The 20,059-nt window shown below is 38.1% G+C and carries 18 protein-coding genes; 9 read left to right on the forward strand and 9 right to left on the reverse strand.

Features of this window, described 5'->3' with window-relative positions:
* The first annotated feature begins 40 nt into the window (after window positions 1-40).
* From V6256_RS16425 to V6256_RS06075, 3 genes are read left to right on the forward strand one after another with little or no spacing between them, the layout of a single operon-like run.
* Window positions 41-802 carry an amino acid ABC transporter ATP-binding protein gene (locus tag V6256_RS16425; protein WP_424141049.1) on the forward strand — a complete coding sequence of 254 codons (762 nt, stop codon included), beginning with the start codon at window positions 41-43 and terminating at the stop codon, window positions 800-802.
* Complete coding sequence (locus V6256_RS06070; RefSeq protein WP_341597181.1) at window positions 802-1,533, forward strand: class II aldolase/adducin family protein; 732 nt, start codon at window positions 802-804, stop codon at window positions 1,531-1,533. The genes V6256_RS16425 and V6256_RS06070 overlap by 1 nt, the downstream gene beginning before the upstream one ends.
* A 5-nt stretch (window positions 1,534-1,538) precedes the next feature.
* Entirely contained in the window at window positions 1,539-2,432 is an 894-nt protein-coding gene (locus V6256_RS06075; RefSeq protein WP_341597182.1) for a 2-hydroxyacid dehydrogenase, read from the forward strand.
* Between the two features lie 31 nt (window positions 2,433-2,463).
* Here the strand turns inward: V6256_RS06075 and V6256_RS06080 are convergent, their stop codons facing one another.
* Window positions 2,464-3,387 carry a LysR family transcriptional regulator gene (locus V6256_RS06080; protein ID WP_341597183.1) on the reverse strand — a complete coding sequence of 308 codons (924 nt, stop codon included), beginning with the start codon at window positions 3,385-3,387 and terminating at the stop codon, window positions 2,464-2,466.
* Between the two features lie 106 nt (window positions 3,388-3,493).
* Here V6256_RS06080 and V6256_RS06085 point away from each other — a divergent pair, with 106 nt between their 5' ends.
* Both V6256_RS06085 and gabT read left to right on the forward strand, forming a co-directional pair.
* Window positions 3,494-4,966 carry an NAD-dependent succinate-semialdehyde dehydrogenase gene (locus V6256_RS06085; RefSeq protein ID WP_341597184.1) on the forward strand — a complete coding sequence of 491 codons (1,473 nt, stop codon included), beginning with the start codon at window positions 3,494-3,496 and terminating at the stop codon, window positions 4,964-4,966.
* Window positions 4,967-5,021: 55 nt separating this feature from the next.
* Window positions 5,022-6,299, forward strand: a complete 1,278-nt coding sequence (gene gabT, locus V6256_RS06090) for a 4-aminobutyrate--2-oxoglutarate transaminase (protein WP_341597185.1) — start codon at window positions 5,022-5,024, stop codon at window positions 6,297-6,299.
* A 137-nt stretch (window positions 6,300-6,436) separates the two neighbouring features.
* On the opposite strand, the gene V6256_RS06095 is transcribed toward gabT, so the two are convergent.
* Window positions 6,437-7,168, reverse strand: coding sequence for a DeoR/GlpR family DNA-binding transcription regulator (locus V6256_RS06095; protein ID WP_341597186.1), 732 nt, complete (start codon window positions 7,166-7,168; stop codon window positions 6,437-6,439).
* Window positions 7,165-7,878 carry a glycerophosphodiester phosphodiesterase family protein gene (locus V6256_RS06100; protein WP_341597187.1) on the reverse strand — a complete coding sequence of 238 codons (714 nt, stop codon included), beginning with the start codon at window positions 7,876-7,878 and terminating at the stop codon, window positions 7,165-7,167. Before V6256_RS06100 ends, V6256_RS06095 begins: the two co-directional genes overlap by 4 nt.
* 286 nt (window positions 7,879-8,164) lie before the next feature.
* Here V6256_RS06100 and V6256_RS06105 point away from each other — a divergent pair, with 286 nt between their 5' ends.
* From V6256_RS06105 to V6256_RS06120, 4 genes are all read left to right on the forward strand, one after another.
* Window positions 8,165-9,187, forward strand: a complete 1,023-nt coding sequence (locus V6256_RS06105) for a C4-dicarboxylate TRAP transporter substrate-binding protein (protein ID WP_341597188.1) — start codon at window positions 8,165-8,167, stop codon at window positions 9,185-9,187.
* Between the two features lie 254 nt (window positions 9,188-9,441).
* On the forward strand, window positions 9,442-9,945 hold the full coding sequence (locus tag V6256_RS06110; protein ID WP_341597189.1) for a TRAP transporter small permease: 504 nt from the start codon (window positions 9,442-9,444) through the stop codon (window positions 9,943-9,945).
* An 8-nt stretch (window positions 9,946-9,953) separates the two neighbouring features.
* Window positions 9,954-11,237, forward strand: a complete 1,284-nt coding sequence (locus tag V6256_RS06115) for a TRAP transporter large permease (RefSeq protein ID WP_341597190.1) — start codon at window positions 9,954-9,956, stop codon at window positions 11,235-11,237.
* 69 nt (window positions 11,238-11,306) lie between these two features.
* Window positions 11,307-12,101, forward strand: a complete 795-nt coding sequence (locus V6256_RS06120) for an HAD-IIB family hydrolase (RefSeq protein ID WP_341597191.1) — start codon at window positions 11,307-11,309, stop codon at window positions 12,099-12,101.
* Between the two features lie 103 nt (window positions 12,102-12,204).
* Here the strand turns inward: V6256_RS06120 and V6256_RS06125 are convergent, their stop codons facing one another.
* The 6 genes from V6256_RS06125 to rhlB all read right to left on the reverse strand — a co-directional run bounded on the left by V6256_RS06125 (window position 12,205) and on the right by rhlB (window position 20,031).
* Window positions 12,205-12,987: a DeoR/GlpR family transcriptional regulator gene (locus V6256_RS06125; protein ID WP_341597192.1), complete on the reverse strand. Its 783-nt coding sequence runs from the start codon at window positions 12,985-12,987 to the stop codon at window positions 12,205-12,207.
* Between the two features lie 209 nt (window positions 12,988-13,196).
* Window positions 13,197-14,729, reverse strand: coding sequence for a glycerol kinase GlpK (gene glpK, locus V6256_RS06130; RefSeq protein WP_341597193.1), 1,533 nt, complete (start codon window positions 14,727-14,729; stop codon window positions 13,197-13,199).
* 85 nt (window positions 14,730-14,814) lie between these two features.
* Complete coding sequence (locus tag V6256_RS06135) at window positions 14,815-15,633, reverse strand: MIP/aquaporin family protein (protein WP_341597194.1); 819 nt, start codon at window positions 15,631-15,633, stop codon at window positions 14,815-14,817.
* A gap of 1,488 nt (window positions 15,634-17,121) precedes the next feature.
* On the reverse strand, window positions 17,122-17,739 hold the full coding sequence (locus tag V6256_RS06140; RefSeq protein ID WP_341597195.1) for a hypothetical protein: 618 nt from the start codon (window positions 17,737-17,739) through the stop codon (window positions 17,122-17,124).
* Between the two features lie 116 nt (window positions 17,740-17,855).
* Window positions 17,856-18,773 carry a Ppx/GppA phosphatase family protein gene (locus V6256_RS06145; protein ID WP_341597196.1) on the reverse strand — a complete coding sequence of 306 codons (918 nt, stop codon included), beginning with the start codon at window positions 18,771-18,773 and terminating at the stop codon, window positions 17,856-17,858.
* 1 nt (window position 18,774) lies between these two features.
* Window positions 18,775-20,031 (reverse strand): ATP-dependent RNA helicase RhlB, encoded by a 1,257-nt coding sequence (gene rhlB / locus V6256_RS06150; protein ID WP_341597197.1) that lies wholly within the window; start codon window positions 20,029-20,031, stop codon window positions 18,775-18,777.
* Window positions 20,032-20,059 lie beyond the last annotated feature (28 nt).

A 20,059-nucleotide genomic window follows, 5' to 3' on the forward strand; every position in this document is an offset into this window, starting at 1 on the left:
GCCAGCTGTTCACGCACCAATTGATGCGAACCAAAAAGGCATACCTAAGGCATTATTGTTAAAAGATATTAAAAAGTCATATGGACAAAATGAGGTTTTAAAAGGCATTGATCTTAAAGTAAAAGCAGGAGAGGTGTTAAGTTTAATCGGTCCATCGGGATCAGGTAAAACCACCTTGATTCGTACCATTAATGACCTTGAAAAAATTGATAATGGTGAAATTGTTTTATTTGGTGAAAACTTTATTAAAACTAAAGAACAAACTAATCGTCGTGATGTTTACCAAGGTATCAAGCGTATTGGTATGGTTTTTCAATCATTTAACTTATTCCCTCATAAAACCGTTTTAGAAAACATTATGATTGCTCCTCAATACCATAATAAAAATGATTCAGTAGAAGACACAAAAGCACAGTCGTTATTTTTATTAGATAGAGTGGGGTTATTGGCGCATGCATATAAATATCCACATCAACTTTCTGGTGGTCAACAACAACGAGTTGCCATTGCTCGTGCGTTAGCGATGTCGCCTGATATTATGTTATTCGACGAACCTACTTCAGCATTAGATCCTGAGATGGTGGGTGAAGTATTAAAAGTGATTCAGGATTTAGCTAAAGAAGGCATGACAATGATCATTGTAACGCATGAAATGGAGTTTGCTTTATCAGTCTCAGATCGTGTGATCATGATGGAAAGAGGGGTTATTCAAGTAGATGCGAGCCCAACTGATATTATTGAAAATCCAAATAAAATGGAAGGCGTCGAGCGTGTTAAAGAATTTATGGGGAAAGTAGCTTAATGGATATTCAAGAACAAAAATTACGCCTTGATTTAGCGGCAGCTTATCGTTTAGCTGCTATGTTTGGCTGGGAAGATACACTGTACACACATTTTTCAGTACGTTTACCGGGTGAAGGTGAACCGCGTTTTTTAATTAATCCTTTTGGCTTAATGTTTGATGAGATTACTGCAAGCAACTTAATCGTGGTTGATGGCCAAGGCGAAATTATCAGTGGGGATGCGAAATATAATCCAGCGGGTTTTACTATTCATAGTGCGGTGCACAGTGCACGTGATGATGCTCACTGTGTTATTCATACGCATACTTTAGCTGGTATGGCCGTTGCGGCATGTGAAAGTGGTTTATTAAATGTTAATCAAATTAGTGCTGAATTCCATGAGCAACTTGGTTACCACGATTATGAGGGGGTTGCTTTTAATTTAGAAGAGCGCTCCCGTATTCAAGCCTCTTTAGGTGAGAATATGGCGTTGATTTTAAAAAACCACGGGTTGTTAAGCGTCGGGGAAACAGTCGCTGATGCTTTTCAAATTATGTTTTATTTAAATAAAGCCTGTGAGATCCAATTAGCAGCTGCGCAAATGTCAGGTGTTTCAGCGATAGAACTTATCCCAGATACACTGGCGCAATATGTATCAGGACAATTTCAAAAAGTTGCCCATGAACGACAAATAGTCTGGGATGCTTGGTTAAGAAAGTTAGACCGTATTGATCCATCGTATAAGGAATAATGACAATGAAGCCAATTATACTTATCGCGATCAGTGATTTAGAGCTTGTTGAAAATTTATTGGAATGCGCACCCCAAGTGGCTCCTGATGTTGAATGGGTATTACCTACTAACCCTTTAGCAAAGCAAGCTAAAGTTGCAGCTTGTTGGTATCCATCTGAATCATTATTAGATGATTTTCCTCAACTTGAATGCTTACATTCAGTAGGGGCAGGAGAAGATAACTTAGGCGATTTATTATCATCAGGTTTAAAGATTGAACGCATCATCGATGAAGATCAAAAAGTGGGGATGTTTGAATATGCGTTATGGGGCGTCTTATATTATCAGCGAGATATGGATAAATATCATCAAGATAAAGCGCTAAATCGTTGGCAGGCTCGTCCGCAACGTGCCGCAAAAGACATTAAAATAGGGATATTAGGCCTTGGCGAGATAGGTCGTTTTGTAGCGACTGAGTTTGCTTCTATGGGCTATCAAGTATCAGGGTGGTCGAGAAGTGAAAAACACATTGAGGGAGTTGAGTGTGTTCACGGTGAAAATGCCTTAACCGATATGCTTGGAAAATTAGATATACTGGTTAATTTACTTCCTTTAAATGATGCGACAGTAGGGATTTTAAATAATCAACTGTTATCCAAACTTCCTACTAAAGCCGCTTTAATAAATTGCGGGCGAGGTGATCACTTAATTGAAAATGATTTAGAAAGCTTGTTATCTAAAGATTTATTAAGAGGTGCGATACTGGATGTATTTAAAACCGAACCATTGCCAGTAGAGCATAGTTTATGGGCTAATCAGAAAGTATTTATCACACCTCACATCGCCTCAGCGGCAACCGACCAGTCGATCGCTAAACAAATATCGAGTGTGGCTGTCGGTTATCACAACAAAGCTTAACCATATTGTATTTGATTTAGGATTATTGATCTTATAAATCAAACCCTTGGTTAAAAGCCTGCTGCAACAGCTCTACTTTATTAGGCTCTATCGGAGCCTTTTTAGTGACTAATGACAAATCAAATTGATAGGTTAATGTGCTCGGTTGAATGATCCTAATTTCACCCATATTGAGCTCTTCTTGAATATAGCTTTGTGGCATATAGCCTAAGTATTGACCCGACAATATCATGGTTTTGCGCATATCAAATTGGTACGCTTTAGCATTAAGGTTTAATTTACTTAACTGCTTACGACCATTTTCTTCAATATCAATGCCTGGATGGACCGTGCTGGCAGCAGCTAAATCTTCAGGTGTTATTTGAGTATCTACTTGATTAAAAAAAGGATGCTTTTTACTGCAACAAAGGTAAATAGGTTCGCTGGTTAATGCGCGATAACTTAATCCTTCAACTTTTTGAAAGTTAGGATAGATACCAACATGAGCCTTATCTTTTAGCAATAATTTTTCAATGTTGCCAATAGAATCACCATCTAAGGTGACATGTAGATTTGGGGCTTTTTCATGCACAATTTCTATGCATCGAGCGAGTTTGTTTTGTTTATTTTTATCCAGTTGGTCGGCGCATAAAATAACGATTTCCCCACTCAGTTCTTTACCTAAGGTCCCGACCATCAGTGAGAAATCATTGAGTGAATCAAATAAGCCAATAACAGCGCGATACACTAATTGGCCTTCTTCAGTCAATGCAAACCCACCGCGACCGCGTCTACAAAGTTTTAACTTCATACGTGCTTCAAGGTTGGACATATGTACACTGATCGTTGATCGGGTAATGCCGAGCGTGTTTTCAGCAGCAGAAAATCCACCGTGTTCTACAACAGAGACAAAAATACGTAGTAACCGTAAATCATATTCAGTAATTGGTTTGGGAATAATGGAATGGCTGTGCATAACACCTCTAATGTTTTATTTACTTAAACCTTTAGGTTTATAGTTTTATATTTAACCCGAGATAAATTTAGTATTCAATGGATATATATTAAATCGGAGGATATTTATGCAAAATCATCAAGACCTAGGTTTACAAGATAATCAATTAATTAAACATTTTTCTTATATCAATGGCAGTTGGCATAGTAGTGAATCACAGATCGACGTACTTAACCCTGCTAATGGTGAAGTGATAGCAAAAGTCGCTAATGCTGGTGTTGCTGAAACGGAATTAGCCGTTAAGTCTGCACATGATGCATTCAAAATGTGGTCGTCTAAATCAGCAAATGAACGCGCTAGTATTATGAAAAAGTGGTTTGATTTAATGATGTCACATCAAGATGATTTAGGCCGTATCTTAACCTTAGAGCAGGGTAAACCACTGGCCGAAGCAAAAGGTGAAATCGCCTACGGTGCTGCCTTTATTGAATGGTTTGCTGAAGAGGGAAAGCGTGTTTATGGCGATACCATTCCTGGACCTTCTCGTGATAAACGTATTATCGTGCTTAAGCAACCTGTTGGTGTGGTGGCTTCTATTACTCCGTGGAATTTTCCTAATGCAATGATTGCACGTAAGGCCGCGGCTGCTTTGGCTGCTGGTTGTACGTTTGTGGTTCGTCCTGCAACACAAACTCCACTTTCAGCATTAGCAATGGCTGAATTAGCAGAGCGCGCTGGCGTACCAGCAGGTGTGTTTAATGTGGTTATTGGTGATGATGCTAGAGGCATGGGGGAGGTATTAACTCAACACCCTGATGTGGCTAAATTCACTTTCACAGGCTCAACCGCAGTAGGTAAATCTTTAATTAGTCAGTGTGCAACGACTGTCAAAAAAGTATCGATGGAACTAGGGGGCAACGCACCTTTTATTGTCTTTAAAGATGCTGATATTGATGCTGCAGTACAGGGGGCATTAATGTCTAAATATCGTAATGCAGGGCAGACCTGTGTGTGTACTAATCGTATTTTTGTTCAAAATGAAGTGCTTGAGCAGTTCACTGAGAAGTTTAGCGCTGCTGTTTCTGCTTTATCTCTAGGTAATGGTTTAACTGATGGGGTAACCATTGGTCCAATGATTTCAAGTGATGCCGCTGCAGACGTGGATAAACTAGTGAAAGCTTCTGTTGCTGCGGGTGCGAAACTTGTGTTGGGAGGGAAAACCGATGAAACGGGGGCGGCTTTCTATCAACCGACTATTTTAACTAATGTGACCAATGATATGCCGATTGCTAGTAATGAAATATTTGGCCCGGTTTCGCCAATTATTGGATTCGACAGTGAAGAGCAAGTCGTGGCGATGGCTAATGATACTGAATATGGCTTAGCGGCTTATTTTTATGCACGAGATATTGGCTTAATTTGGCGTGTAGCTGAAAACCTAGAGTATGGCATGGTCGGCATTAATGAAGGTGCTATTTCTAATGCTGCTGCACCATTTGGTGGTGTTAAACAGTCTGGTAATGGTCGTGAAGGGTCAAAATATGGCTTAGATGATTACTTAGAAATTAAATACTTATGCTTGGGTGGTTTAGATAAATAAACGTCAGACATAACAATATACAACGCATTGAAAATAATAGTATTAGGTAAATAAAATGAAAAACGCAGAATTACAAACAAGAAAAACGCAAGTGATTGCACGTGGGCAAGGTAATGTTTATCCAGTTTATGTTGAACGCGCTAAAAACGCAGAAATATGGGATGTTGAAGGTAATCGTTATATTGATTTTGGTACGGGTATTGCGGTTTGTAATACTGGGCATAGTCACCCAAAAGTGGTTGAGGCGGCTAAAAGTCAAATTGATAAATTTAGCCATACCTGTGTGATGGTTAACCCTTATGAAAGTGCTGTAGAGCTAGCAGAGAAACTAACAGCCATTGCACCAGGTGACTCAGAGAAGAAAGCTATTTTTGTTACTACAGGTGCAGAAGCGGTAGAAAACTGTGTAAAAATAGCAAGAGCGCACACTGGCCGTCGTGGTGTTATTGCATTTAATGGCGGATTTCACGGACGTACAAACTTAACTATGGCATTAACGGGTAAAATTACCCCTTATAAACATTTATTTGGTCCTTTTCCTGGTGATATTTTCCATGCCCCTTTTCCAATTGAGTCGCATGGTATTTCAGTTAAAGATTCACTAAAAGCACTGCAAAACTTATTTAAAGTGGATATTAGCCCATCTGATGTGGCGGCAATTATTATTGAGCCTATTCAAGGTGAAGGTGGCTTTTATTCTGCGCCAGTAGAGTTTCTAGTTGCTTTACGTGAGTTGTGTGATGAACATGGCATTGTCTTGATTGCTGATGAAATCCAAACAGGTTTTGGTCGTACTGGTAAAATGTTTAATATGGAATATGCGAATGTTGAACCGGACTTAATCACCATGGCAAAAGGGATTGCTGGTGGCTTCCCACTTTCTGCTGTGGTCGGTAAAAGTGCAATAATGGATGCACCTCTACCTGGTGGATTAGGCGGCACCTATGGTGGTTCACCTGTTGCCTGTGCTGCTGCTTTAGCAGTATTAGAAGTGATTGAAGAAGAAAACCTAATTCAACGCGCAAATGAAATTGGCGCTCTCTTTAATGAAAAATTAACTTTGTTAAAAAACCAGCATCCAACGCTTATTGCAGATGTTAGAAATAAAGGTGCAATGATCGCCATAGAGTTGATCATTGATGGTGATATTGAACAGCCAAATAGTGCATTAACACAAGCGCTTATCGCTAATGCCGCTGAATATGGTTTAGTGTTATTGGCCTGTGGTTTTTACGGTAATGTAATCCGATTTTTACCTGCATTAACTGCTACTGATGAGGTTGTTGAAGAAGGGTTAGCGAAGTTTAGTGAATTGTTTAATTCGCTTACTTAATCTTTGTCTTAGTAAATAGACTGACTAAATAGCCTTATTAAATAATAAGGCTATTGTTTAGCAAAGGTCTCTGTGTATAAAAACATTGATAGTCACTAACACCGTCATTGCCGTTTTAATCCCTTGCTATCTATCACTTATATTGTAGTAACCGCTAGATCATCAGGTAAGTTTGTTTGGTTACTGTAAATTTGATCAAACCGCGATAATGGCGCGACTTTAACTGACGCTGATCTTGACCATTTACTTGCATCTGCTACTAACCAAGTTTGTCGAGAGTTATTTAAAATACTCTGCGATAGCTCAGATTCAGCCGTTTCATGTTCCATTGCAATATGACTTTCAGTAACAGCTGCACAGCCGAATATACCAATATCAGCTTCAAAACTATTAAAAAAGGTTAATACGCTATGACCGACTATATCTTGTTGCTGAGATCTAAATAAACCACCTGCAACATAGACTTCAATCTCCGGGTTAGGCTCTAAGATCTTGACCACTTGTAAATTATTGGTGATCACTCGGTTTTTCGTTTTTAAATAATAAGCAATACGTGTAACAGTGGTACCAATACCCATCATCAGCGTTGCCCCATCGGGGATCGAATTAGCGACTTGTTTAGCGATCTTATCTTTGACATCAAACTCTAAATCACTGCGTAATTGGTAACTGGTATTGGTTAATTGCACTGGTAAACCAACACCACCATGAATACGGCGAGCATAACCTGCTTTACAGAGCTGGTTAACATCGCGACGAATGGTTTGTGTTGTTACTTGAAAATATTCAGCCATTGTATCTATCTGAATATCTTCATTACTTCTTAAACGAGCGAGAATCGTTTGTTGGCGTGCATTTAATTTAATCATGCTTGGGCGAATAGATCCGGTTTATCAGTGATGATCATTTCCACTCCCCAGCTTCTAAATTTACTCGCTTGTTGCAGATCATTTAGGGTCCATATCACTAATTTTAGCCCCGCTTGTAAGATCTCTTTTGCCATCTCTTCAGATAATATTTTGTGATCTAAGTGCATGCTATAGAGGTTTAATTCTTGAAGCTGACTTAACATAGGAAGGGGATCATGTTCAGTGATATAACCTAAACGAACGCTTGGCATTCTTTTACGGCAATGTACTAATGCTAATGCTGAAAAACTAGAAATAATCAATTTTTCATGTGGAAAGTTTATCTCTTCTAGTACTTTAGCAACATGCTCAATTAGCGGGGGTACTTGATGATCATGATGAATTTTAATTTCTAAATTCATTGATAGATCATTAGCCATAAAAAAGGCTAGCGTTTGTGCCAAAGATTGAATTTTTTCACCTGCAAATTCTTCTGAAAACCAGCTACCAGCATCTAGTGCTGTTAATTCGGCAAAAGTCAGATCGGCTACCTTACTTTTACCATTGGTACAACGATCTACCGTTTCATCATGAAAGATAACAGGGATGTTATCTGCACTAAGTTGTGTATCAAGCTCAATCCATTTAACACCTGAATCAATTGCTTTTTGAAAACCTGATAATGTGTTTTCTGGTGCTAGCGAAGCTGCACCGCGATGACCTGCTATCATAAATCTACCTATAAATGTTCATTTGAACTTCTGGAGTAATATATTTCAGAACATATGAAAAAACCAACATTATTACAGGTTGTCATAAAACTTTAACAATTTGCTGTTATTTATATGTCCTAGTCTACATTTTTGTTAACTATTGTTTGCACAATAACGCTTTTCATATGACTCTACAAATGTTCATTTGAATAATATATTGCTTAATAAGCATACAGATTAACAAACAGTTTTTATTTACATATATGCATTAAATAACCTAATGCCATAAACAAAGGTACTAATTATGATAAAGGTCATTGGAACTCTATTAACAGCCGTCACTTTACTCGTCGGTTGTGGCGAAAAAGCAGCTGATACAACAGCATCGTCTAAAGATGTGATAAAGCCTATCGATATCAATATGAGTTTAGTGTTCACTCAAAATGAGCTACTGACACAAGAATTAATTAAAGCGACAGATAAAATCCGCGAACGTACTGATGGTGGCATTAATATTAAAGTTTACCCAGGTGGTCAATTACCTGTTTATAAAGATAACCTTGAGCAAGTTGTTAATGGTGCAGATTGGATTGCCGTTGAAGACTTAAGTTACCTAGGTGATTACGTTCCAGACTTCGCTGCGTTAGCTGGCCCGATGCTATACAACTCATATGATGAGTACTTAGCCATGATGGATACGCCATTAGTTGCTGATTTAACGGCACAAGTAGAAGCTAAAGGTATCAAAATATTGAATGCTGATTACATGTTTGGTTTCCGTCATATGATCACTAATAAAGAAATTAAAAGTGCGGCTGATATGGCTGGAATGCGTATTCGTGTACCGGGTAGTCAATTATTTATTAGCACATTAACAGCGATGGGTGCTGCGCCTGCATCATTACCTTTCCCTGAAACTTACGCTGGTGTTCAACAAGGTGTTGTTGATGGTCTTGAAGGTTCAATCTTAACAATGTACTCAACTAAAATGTACGAAGTTGCTAAAAACATGTCATTAACTAAACATTTCCTAGGGACAGTTGGCCTTTATATTTCACCTACGTTATGGGATAAATTTACACCTGAGCAACAACAAATTGTTAATGAAGAGTTTGCCGCTGGTGCCGCTTCAAATACTAAAGAGTTAGTTAAACTTGATGCTGAATACACACAAAAACTAGAAGAATTAGGCGTTAAATTCAACGAAGTTGATAGCGCAGAATTTAGTAAATTAACTGCTGATGTATATAACCAGTTCCCAGAATGGAGCAGTGATATCCGTAGCAAAATCGGCGCAGAACTTGAAAAGATTCGCGCTGCTGAATAAATATAATGGCGTGATCAGGCTTAATCTTGTACTTAATTAAAGTTATTAACTATCTATAAGAATGAGTAACGCCAAACATATTAGTTAATTGTTTTAAAATAATGCTGTTTTATTGTCTTAACAATAAAGCAGCATCTTTTTTAGAGCTGAATAACGAAAATACCCCTTTATAAACGATGTACTTTCGCAGTCACAAAGTGTCACTAAGCTGGTTGTTTTCAAAGAGAACAATGAGTTAACGAGTAGGAGAAGTCATGGGCTTCTTATTTAAAAATTTTGAAGAAATATTAGCATCTGTTGCTATTTCTATTACCATTTCGATGGTAATTATTAATGTATTTTTACGTTATGGTTTTGGTTTTGTTGTGCCATGGAGCGAAGAGCTAGCGGTTATTTGCTTCATTTGGTCTGTGTATTTTGGTATTAGCTCTTGTTATAAGCATAAGCTCCATATGGGAGTTGATGTGATCATCGCATTATTGCCTGAACAAGCCAAAGTCCCATTTAATATTGTTATTTGTTTTTTCTTATTAGCGATTAATTTAATTCTCGCATACTTAAGTTACGATTACATGATGTTGTCTAACAAAGTCACGCCGGTAATGGGAATGTCTTATTTCACCATTAATGGTGTGCTATTTCTGTGTTTCTCTTTGATGTCTATTCATACGCTTAATTTTATTTTTAAAGACATTAAAAAGCTCCAAAAACCTCAGCAAAGTGGCGATATTGAATCGTCGCAGTCAGATAATATATAGGTGACATCGTGGAAATCTATCTTCCAATTATTATTTTATTCTCGTTATTTTTATTAAATATACCCATTGCATTTTCTTTAATTGCTTCTTCTTTAGTGTATTTTTTATTTATTAATACCTCTATTCCGGTGACATTAGTGATGCAACGATTCATATCATCGGCTTCATCATTTCCCTTGTTAGCCATACCCTTCTTTATTATGGTGGGGTCAGTCATGAACTATTCAGGTATTAGTCGTAGTTTATTATCATTGGCTGATTCATTGATTGGCCATAAAACAGGTGGTCTTGCCCATGTTAATGTTGCCTTAAGTACGTTAATGGGTGGTATTTCAGGATCGGCTAATGCTGATGCGGCAATGCAATCTAAAATCCTAGCACCTGAAATGACCAAGCGCGGTTATGACTTACCCTTTACTGCTGCGATCACCGCCGCATCATCGAGTATAAGTCCGGTTATCCCACCTGGTATTAACTTAATTATTTATGCGTTGTTAGCGAATGTTTCTGTACATGAAATGTTTATTGCGGGCTATGTACCTGCCTTTATGATGGCATTATCTCTCATGGTGACAATTGCTATTATTGCTAGACGTCGGAAATATGCGCCGTCACGTTCAGAGCCTGCGCCAGGTAAAGAGCGATTGCATTATCTAGGTAAAGCAATTCCTGCGTTATTGATTCCATTTGGGATTATTTTAGGGATGCGTTTTGGTTTATTTACACCTACCGAAGCAGGCGCCATTGCTGTTTTACTGTGTGCCATTATAGGTTTCTTTGTTTATCGTGAATTAAAGGTGATACACCTTCCTGCAATCTTCAAAGAGACGATCCAAGGTACCAGTAGTGTGATGTTCATTATTATTGGTGCAATGATATTTGGTTACTACATGACTCTGGAGCAAATTCCACAGAATGTTGCATCTGCCTTAATTCAAGTAACGGATAATAAATTAGTCTTATTAATGCTGATTAACTTACTGTTATTGATTGTAGGAATGTTCATAGAGGGCGGGGCGGCGATGATCATCCTAACGCCACTATTACTACCGGCAGTACTGAATCTTGGTGTAAACCCTGTGCATTTCGGCATCATTGTTATTGTTAACATTATGATTGGCGGGGTCACACCACCATTTGGCTCGATGATGTTTACGGTTTGTTCCATATTGAAAGTAAAACTAATGGACTTTGTACGTGAGGTTGCTCCTTTATTATTAGCATTATTTATTGTGTTAATGATCTTAACTTACTCGGAAAGTCTGGTGATGTTCTTACCTAACTTATTATAAGGTCATGGCATCTGTAAGGTGCCAATAATCAAAATAATAAATGCTTTCAATAATGCGCAAGGAAATACAATGAAGCCATTAAAAGATGCCTTAACCAGCGATTGGAACGAGGTGAAATGGGTACTGACAGATGTCGATGATACTTTAACCTGGCATGGACAATTACCACCTGAAACGTTAATTGCTTTGGCTGAGTTACAACAAGCTGGGCTTAAAGTGGTTGCCGTGACAGGCGCTTGTGCTGGTTGGTGTGATCATATTGCACAACTGTGGCCAGTGGATGCTGTGATCGGTGAAAATGGTGCTTTTATTATGGAGAAAGAGGCTGGTAACTTGACGCTTAAGTCAGGAGTGCCATTGCCAACCATTGCACAAAAACAAGCAACCTTAAAGGAGCAGGTAGAGTCGATTTTAGCTGATTACCCTGAACTTAATTTTACTTTGGATCAGTCTTATCGTTTATGCGAGGTTGCCATTGATATTGGTCAGAATTGTGACCCTGTTGCTGCGCCTATTATCGAGGAGATCGTCTCTAAAATTAAACAATTAGGGGCGAATGCAACAGCTAGTTCAATTCATATTAATAGTTGGTATGGCGAACACTCTAAAAAGGCGACCTCTTTTTCTTTCTTACAGGAAAAAGGCTTATCGACCTCTGAAATTCTTTCACAAGTTTGTTATGTGGGAGACTCATTAAATGATCAATTTATGTTTGCCGCATTACCGAAAAGTGTTGGAGTCGCTAATATTAAAAACTATTGGAGCCAACTTCAGTTTCATCCTGAGGTAATAATGAGCAAATCTGGTGGTTATGGTTTTGCAGAGTTTACGCAGCAGTTATTAGCCATTAAAGCTGATAATTAATAATTGCTCTTGGATAGATCAAGCTATTTTTATTGTGCCTACCCAAGGTCATATCAGTGATAGTGAGAGAGGTTATATAACTGCTCTCACTATTCTTTATAAACTATTCTGGTAGTGCTTCAAAGTCGATTACGTTAAGGGGAATATCGTGCTCTTTAAGGATAGAAACGATTTCATCTGGTGGCGTTAAGTCTGTTATTAACATATCTAATTCACTGATATTACCTAAATTAACCATCGCATTACGGCCAAATTTAGTATGGTCCACAGCCAGAAAAACACTGCGACTATTTTCGATAATTGCTTGTTTAACGCGTACTTCATGGTAATCAAAATCTAACAGTGAACCATCATAATCTATTCCACTGATACCTATGATGCCAAAGTCTAAACGGAACTGCTTGATAAAGTCTAAGGTAGCTTCACCAACGATTCCACCATCTCTATTTCGTACTTCACCGCCGGCAAGAATCACTTTAAAATCTTTGTTGCCCATTAAAATACCAGCGACATTGATATTATTGGTAACAATGCGTAAATCTTTATGTTTTTTAACTAACTCTTTTGCAACCGATTCGGGAGTTGTACCGATATCAATAAATAAAGTGGCGCCATCTGGAATATATTTAACAAGTGCAGCAGCGATACTATCTTTAGCATGTGACTGACGGATTTTACGGTCGCTATATGAGCTATTAACAGAGCTTTGTTGTGTTGTCGCACCACCGTGGTGTCTACGGATCTTATTTTCATCGGCAAGTTCATTTAGATCGCGGCGAATTGTTTGTGGGCTTACATTAAAATGTTCAACAAGACTGTCAGTACTAACAAACCCATTTTTTTGAACAAGATTAACTATTTCCTGATGTCTGGTCGTTTGTTTCACTTTTGTAATTCCTATTATTGCTATTAAATACAATCAGTTTACTGCGCAGGTATGAGAAATAGCAAGAATTTACACTCTTTTTGAGCGTATAGTGAGCCTTAGGTTTCGAACTGCTGTTTAAAGGCTATGAATATGTTGGATTGGTTATTAATCAAATGAAAAAGAGCGCAATAAGCGCTCTTTAATAAAATTAAAATATCACCGACTAATTAAGGCGTATCTTCATTATCTTCGTTATGTAAGTCAGCCCAAACAGTCGCACACTTAACAGCGCGCTTCCAACCGTTATAGCGTTGTTGACGTTTTTCTTGTACAGCAACAGGTTCGAATGAACGCTCAATTGATGCTTTGTTAGCAAGCTCATCTAAACCATCCCAGTAACCTACTGCAATACCTGCAAGGTAAGCTGAGCCTAATGCCGTTACTTCAGTAATAGCAGGGCGATGAACAGCTGTATTTAATACATCTGATTGGAATTGCATTAAGAAGTTGTTGGCTACCGCTCCGCCATCTACACGTAATGATGCAAGTTGGATATTTGAATCGGCTTGCATTGCATCTAAAACATCACGTGTTTGGTAAGCAATACTTTCTAAGGTTGCACGTATAATGTGGTTAGAGTTTGTACCTCTTGTTAAACCTACAATAGTACCGCGAGCATATGGGTTCCAATAAGGAGCACCTAAGCCAGTGAATGCAGGAACAACGTACACACCATTAGATGAACCAACTTTAGTCGCAAAATATTCAGAGTCTTTTGCATCTGATAAGATTTTCATCTCATCACGAAGCCATTGAATTGATGCACCGCCCATAAATACCGCACCCTCTAAAGCATAGCTTGGTTCGCCTCGAGGACCACAAGCTAGGGTCGTTAATAGACCGTGTGTCGACGTTATTTTTTCTTTTCCTGTATTCATTAACAAGAAACAACCTGTACCATAGGTATTTTTTGCTTGGCCTTTTTCAACACACATGTGTCCGTAAAGCGCAGCTTGCTGATCGCCTGCAATACCAGCGATAGGGATACGTGTACCGCCTGTACCACCAATGTTGGTTTTACCATAAACTTCTGAAGAGCTTTTTACTTCAGCCATCATTGATTTTGGAATACCTAGCTCTTTAAGTAGCTTTTCATCCCACTCTAATGTGTTGATATTAAATAGCATTGTACGTGAAGCATTAGTGTAATCAGTTACATGAACACGGCCTTGTGTCATTTTCCAGATTAACCAAGTATCGACAGTACCAAATAATAGTTTGCCAGCTTCTGCGTCTTCTCTTGCGCCTTCAACATTGTCTAAAATCCATTTAATTTTTGTACCTGAGAAGTAAGGGTCAAGCATCAGACCAGTATTTTCACGTACATAGTCTTCTAGGCCTTCGTGTGTTTTTAATTCTTCACAGATAGCAGCAGTACGACGACATTGCCATACGATTGCGTTATATACAGGCTTGCCGGTTTCTTTGTTCCAAACAATAGTGGTTTCACGTTGGTTAGTGATACCGATTGCTGCAACTTGATCACTACGAATACTTGCTTTCGCTAGTGTCTCAGTTAACACAGAGCTTTGTGTTGCATAAATTTCCATTGGATCATGTTCAACCCAACCTGAGTGCGGATAAATTTGTGTAAATTCACGCTGTGAAACACTAACAATATTTGCATCGTGATCAAGAATAACTGCACGAGAGCTAGTTGTTCCTTGGTCTAAAGCCACTATATATTTTTTATCTGTCATGAGTTTTTCCTTTCTACTTAATATTAGTTTTGAGTTATTAATGACGCGTTTAAGTTGCGCTATTAATAGCTGAATTTATTGCTGATTAGTCGCATTCATTTGGGATAGTACAACCGTGTCCAGTTTCTGGTAGGTAAGGTGAAATCACCTTAGGGTATACCCATGCGCCAAAACATGCGCCAAAAATTGGAGCTAAAATAGGAACGATAAAGTAAGGTATCTCTTTCGCACCCGTTAGCGCAAAATCCCATCCGGCAAAGTAAGCAAATAATTTTGGACCAAAGTCACGTGCTGGGTTCATTGCAAATCCGGTTAGGGGACCTAGCGAACCACCGATAACGGCGATTAATACACCGATTAAAACGGGGTTTAAAGGGCCACGTGGCGCGCCATTATTTTCATCACCTAATGCTAAAATCACAAACATTAGGACTGCCGTTATCACAAACTCAACTGAGAATGCACCGAAAAAGCTAAGTGCTGGATGCGGGTATGTTGAAAAGATACCAGCCGTTGAAAGCGCTGCTTCACTGCTACGTACAAAGTTATGAGCAATTTCATAATCGCTAAATAAATTGCTGTATAAGGCATAAATTAATGCTGCTGAACAAAATGCACCTAATAATTGAGAGATGATATATGGGATAACTTTGCTTTTGTTAAAGCCATGAAATAAAGCCAGTGCGATTGTTACGGCTGGATTAATATGAGCGCCAGAAACACCTGCAGTACAATAAATTGCAACGGCAACGCCCATTCCCCACATGATGCTTATTTCCCATTGACCAAAGCTAGCGCCTGTTAATACTAACGCTGCAACACACCCTACACCAAAAAATATCAATAGCGCTGTACCGATAAACTCAGCGATACACTGTCCAATTAATGAATGTTGTTTACTCATTTTTTATTCCTTTAAATTATCATTTCGTTAAAGACTTGCTTTGTTGTGGGCAACGATACTTATCATTAACAAATTTGCTACATAAAAGAATTTATTTTGAGCGTTCACTCTCATTTTGAGTTAATTCGCGCTTATTTTTGTTCGCTAAGTCAGCTATTTTTATTTTTAGATAGCAGCTTATTATGACTTTTATTGTCTATTTTCTCATGTAATTTAATAACTTAAGTTCATATTGTATGATGATTGGGTGTTTTCAGGTATTTAAGCTTATATTATCGTCAAAGTGGAGATGAAATGCGCGATATCGATAGTTTTTATCTAAAATGTTACAAAACCTCACATAAACGCAACACCTGTTAAATTTTTAGTGGATGCAACACCCCATCAAATCTTCAATTTTCGTTGGTCTGTTAATTAAAATGAGCTGAAACGAGAAAGTCTACAATACCAATCTAAGTAAAAATACGATCTAATTGATTTATCTATTGCGATTAAAGCAACTCAAGATAGAGCACATAAAAAAGACAGATTTTAAAGTATTTGCCCGTAAGCAAACTTCATTACAAATGAAAATGCGTTTACTGGCTTTAGCACATTTTCAAGATGGTCATTCACGACCCAAATTGCTCAGTTCCTAAAAACGAGTAGACCTAGTGTTAATAAATAGGTGAATAACTATCTAAGCGGAGTAGTATTGACGTTGACGTTCGCTTCGGGGCGGTGACTTTAGTCTCCCTGCTTGCATCAAAGTAAAAAACTAAAAAAAACTTCATCTAAGTAAAATGCAGCGAAGTGCTTGGTTTTATTAACTGCATTTACAGGGGAGGCTAAAAAAAGGAGTCGCAGAGCTTCTCCGCTCATGAGACTAAGCTGACGCTTAATTCGCCCACCGCCCCAAAGTCAAAACAAGGTTCTTGAAAAGGAGTCGCATAGCTTCTCTGCTCATAATACTAAGCTGAGGCTTAATTCGCTGACCGCCCCAAAGTCAAAACAAGGTTCTTGAAAAGGAGTCGCAGAGCTTCTCTGCTCATGATACTAAGCTGAGGCTTAATTCGTCCACCGCCCTAAAGTCAAAGTAAGGTTCCTGAAAGTGAGTAGACCTAGCGTTAATAAATGGGTGAGTATCTATCTAAGCGGAATAGTATTGACGTTCGCTTCGGGGCGGTGACTTTAGTCTCCCTGCTTGCATCAAAGTAAAAAACTAAAACAAACTTCATCTAAGTAAAATGCAACGAAGTACTTTGTTTTATTGAGTATCTATCTAAGCGAAGATCTCGAAGGGTGAAAAGTATTTGCTTTAGGGATTGGATGAAACTGACCTGTTAATTTTACAGATTGGTATAAAGATCAGTTTGGAGTGAATGGTGTTGATGTTAGTGCGCTATAAGAGGGCCACAATCTGATCATGTTTTACCTGGATTGTCTTGAGCGATTTAACAACTTGAATGACAGCTCTAAAGAGAGCTATCAAATATATGATGATCATATTTAATCGTCGCACTCTCCCTGATAGGTAACGGTGGTTGTCATTGTTTTACCGTTTTCTCCGGGGAAGTTATTAAATAGGGTGGTTAATAAAGGATCGAATACACCCGCTAGGTCAGCACAGCTTCCTAAACTTTTTATGCGTGACTCATAAACCTTACTATTTTCAGAGGTTGTTTCTGTTGTCGCTTTCATAATTTCTAAGGTAATTAACTTATCATATAAGGTAATGGCATCTGTCGATGACGAAACCGCTCGATTTGCTCCTAGGCTAAACGATCGACCAAAGCGATATGAGCCTGTTGCATACACAGGTGATGAAGAGATCAAGGTTTCCCCTGGCGTAATTTTATAATCAATTTCTGCAATATAATCAGCCTGATCAATGCTATTAACAATGTTATAACCAGCATTAGACAGCTTTTCTTCAAACTTTTGTTTGTAGTTCATAAACTCTAAGGAAGTACTTTTTTCTGGGGAGGCAGCTGTCACCACTAAATTACCTGACGGGATAAAGTCACTGACATAAAAGGCGGTGCTATTACTTTTCACTTGCTGCATGCTACAAGCAGTAGATAACAATACTAATATACAAATAACGCTTAGCTTTATACTGTTCATATTCAGCCCATTTTTAATATTATTAAAAATATCAGCATAACACTTTTAACTTTCTTTTAGGTTAGTTAATTCTCTGTGATTTTATTGTTGGGAAAGGAAGTATTAGCGGGTAAAGACTAATTGAAGTCGGTTTGGCCTGTGAACATCATGCTAATTAAACCTTCTCTTAAAGCGCCTCTAGAGAGCTGCATCTCATCAATATCGAGCGACTCAAAAAGAGCAATTAAAATCGCTAAACCGCTAGCAAAAACTGGTTTTCTGGAGTTTTGTAAGCCTACTATATTGATGTTTTCAACGGTTTGGCATTGTATGCATTGTTGTTTGATTTGTTGTAATAATTCAATAGATAAATTTTGACTTAATTGCTGTACTTGGTTTATCTCATTGACCGCTTGAATCGTTCCAGAAGCGCCTAATGTAAGCTCCCACTTAAACTCGATATATTGTGATTTTACTGTGGAAATAACTTGTTTTGCTGCATTTATTGCATTGTTAAAGTTATATTCAGTTAATAACCCATCGGCAAAGTAATGACTTAACCAAGTTACACAACCGATATTAAGACTATTGGCAACATGTATATTATTCGCTTTTCCTAAAACAAGCTCAGTACTCGCACCACCAATATCCAACACTAATAGCTCTTGATCAGTTTGCTCGGTAAATGAGACACCTTTAAAAATAGTACGTGCTTCTTGAATACCAGAAATAAGATTAATTGGTTGGCCAAGAATACGTTCAGCTTTTTTAATGAATATTGGGCTATTTACGGCTATTCTTAGAGCAGCAGTTGCTGTGATGAGTATTGTCACGGGGTTAATCTGATCAAGCAACAATTTGAAATTTTCTAGGCAAGCCCAGCCTTTCTCCATCGTTGCTTTATCGAGTTCTTTATCACCATTTAGGCCAGCAGCTAAACGTACTTTCTGTTTATGTTTTGAAACTACGTTAAACCCATTATCGTGCTTGGTTACCGTCAGCATGTGAAAGCTATTCGAGCCTAAGTCAATAATGGTGTAATTTGCTGCTGTCATATTATCTTTTATGCGACCTATGGTAATTATCTTTACGATTGTTAGGGTTAACTTTATATTTTGTTACTTTCATGACAGGCAATGAATCTAATAATGAATCTTTATCATATTCACTTACTGGAATGTTATGTTTAATATATTCTTCGATAGAAGGCAAATTAAATACGTATTTTTCACAAGCTAAACTAATCGCTAATCCTTTTTCACCTGCTCGACCTGTACGTCCAATACGGTGAACATAATCTTCACAGTCATCAGGTAAATCGAAGTTAAATACATGCGATACCTTAGGAATATGCAAACCACGAGCTGCTACATCAGTCGCAATTAAGATATCAATATCGCCATCGGTGAATTGTTTTAAGATTTGCTCACGTTTTTTCTGTGGAACATCACCTGTTAATAAACCTGCACGATGACCGTCACCGGCTAAATAACCCCATACTTTTTCACAAGCATGTTTGGTATTGGCAAATACGATGGCTTTTTCTGGCCATTCATCTTCCATCAGACTCAGTAGCAATAACATTTTGTCTTCGTTTGATGGGTAGAATAATTCTTCAGTAATATTGGCTGAAGTCATTACTTCAGGTTCAATTTGAACATGTTCTGGGCTATTCATATGTTCAAAAGCAAGTTCTTGTACTTTATGTGACAAGGTTGCTGAAAATAATAAGTTTAAGCGTTGGTTTGCCGGTGGCATGCGACGGAATAAGTAGCGAATATCTTTAATAAAGCCTAAATCGAACATACGATCAGCTTCATCTAAGACAACAGATTGAATAGAATCTAGGCTGATAATACCTTGTTTTACAAAGTCTATTATACGGCCACAAGTGCCAATTAAAATATCAACACCTTTTTCTAGCTTATTCTGTTGAATTTCTACTTTCTCGCCCCCATATGCTAAACCAAGGTGCAGAGATGTTGACTCAGAAAGTGAGATTGCATCTTTATGGATTTGAATCGCAAGCTCACGCGTAGGGGCTAAAATAATAGCTCTAGGCTGATTCTTACGGCGATTTTCAGGTGCTTGATTAACCAATAGGTGATGGAATACAGCAGGTAAAAACGCAAGAGTTTTCCCTGTCCCTGTTTGGGCTTGCCCTGCAATGTCTTTACCTTGTAAAGTGATTGGCAGTGATAAAGCTTGAATAGGTGTACAGTATTCGAACCCTTTAGCGGTTAAACCTGAAAGTAGACTTGCCTCTAGAGGTAAGTCTGAAAATTTTGTTTGAGTTAAGTGTGTTTTATTCATTCGCTGATCATAGCATTTAATACTTGCA

It is taken from the genome of Psychromonas aquatilis (assembly GCF_038155185.1).
GTDB lineage: Bacteria > Pseudomonadota > Gammaproteobacteria > Enterobacterales > Psychromonadaceae > Psychromonas > Psychromonas aquatilis.

Coding starts and splice junctions, on each gene's coding strand:
- V6256_RS06145 (WP_341597196.1), bottom strand. CDS start 18,773: ATGACAGCAGCAAATTACACCATTATTGACTTAGGCTCGAATAGCTTT.
- V6256_RS06080 (WP_341597183.1), bottom strand. CDS start 3,387: ATGCACAGCCATTCCATTATTCCCAAACCAATTACTGAATATGATTTA.
- V6256_RS06070 (WP_341597181.1), top strand. CDS start 802: ATGGATATTCAAGAACAAAAATTACGCCTTGATTTAGCGGCAGCTTAT.
- gabT (WP_341597185.1), top strand. CDS start 5,022: ATGAAAAACGCAGAATTACAAACAAGAAAAACGCAAGTGATTGCACGT.
- glpK (WP_341597193.1), bottom strand. CDS start 14,729: ATGACAGATAAAAAATATATAGTGGCTTTAGACCAAGGAACAACTAGC.
- rhlB (WP_341597197.1), bottom strand. CDS start 20,031: ATGAATAAAACACACTTAACTCAAACAAAATTTTCAGACTTACCTCTA.
- V6256_RS06135 (WP_341597194.1), bottom strand. CDS start 15,633: ATGAGTAAACAACATTCATTAATTGGACAGTGTATCGCTGAGTTTATC.
- V6256_RS06100 (WP_341597187.1), bottom strand. CDS start 7,878: ATGATAGCAGGTCATCGCGGTGCAGCTTCGCTAGCACCAGAAAACACA.
- V6256_RS06085 (WP_341597184.1), top strand. CDS start 3,494: ATGCAAAATCATCAAGACCTAGGTTTACAAGATAATCAATTAATTAAA.
- V6256_RS06095 (WP_341597186.1), bottom strand. CDS start 7,168: ATGATTAAATTAAATGCACGCCAACAAACGATTCTCGCTCGTTTAAGA.
- V6256_RS06140 (WP_341597195.1), bottom strand. CDS start 17,739: ATGAACAGTATAAAGCTAAGCGTTATTTGTATATTAGTATTGTTATCT.
- V6256_RS06110 (WP_341597189.1), top strand. CDS start 9,442: ATGGGCTTCTTATTTAAAAATTTTGAAGAAATATTAGCATCTGTTGCT.
- V6256_RS06105 (WP_341597188.1), top strand. CDS start 8,165: ATGATAAAGGTCATTGGAACTCTATTAACAGCCGTCACTTTACTCGTC.
- V6256_RS06120 (WP_341597191.1), top strand. CDS start 11,307: ATGAAGCCATTAAAAGATGCCTTAACCAGCGATTGGAACGAGGTGAAA.
- V6256_RS06075 (WP_341597182.1), top strand. CDS start 1,539: ATGAAGCCAATTATACTTATCGCGATCAGTGATTTAGAGCTTGTTGAA.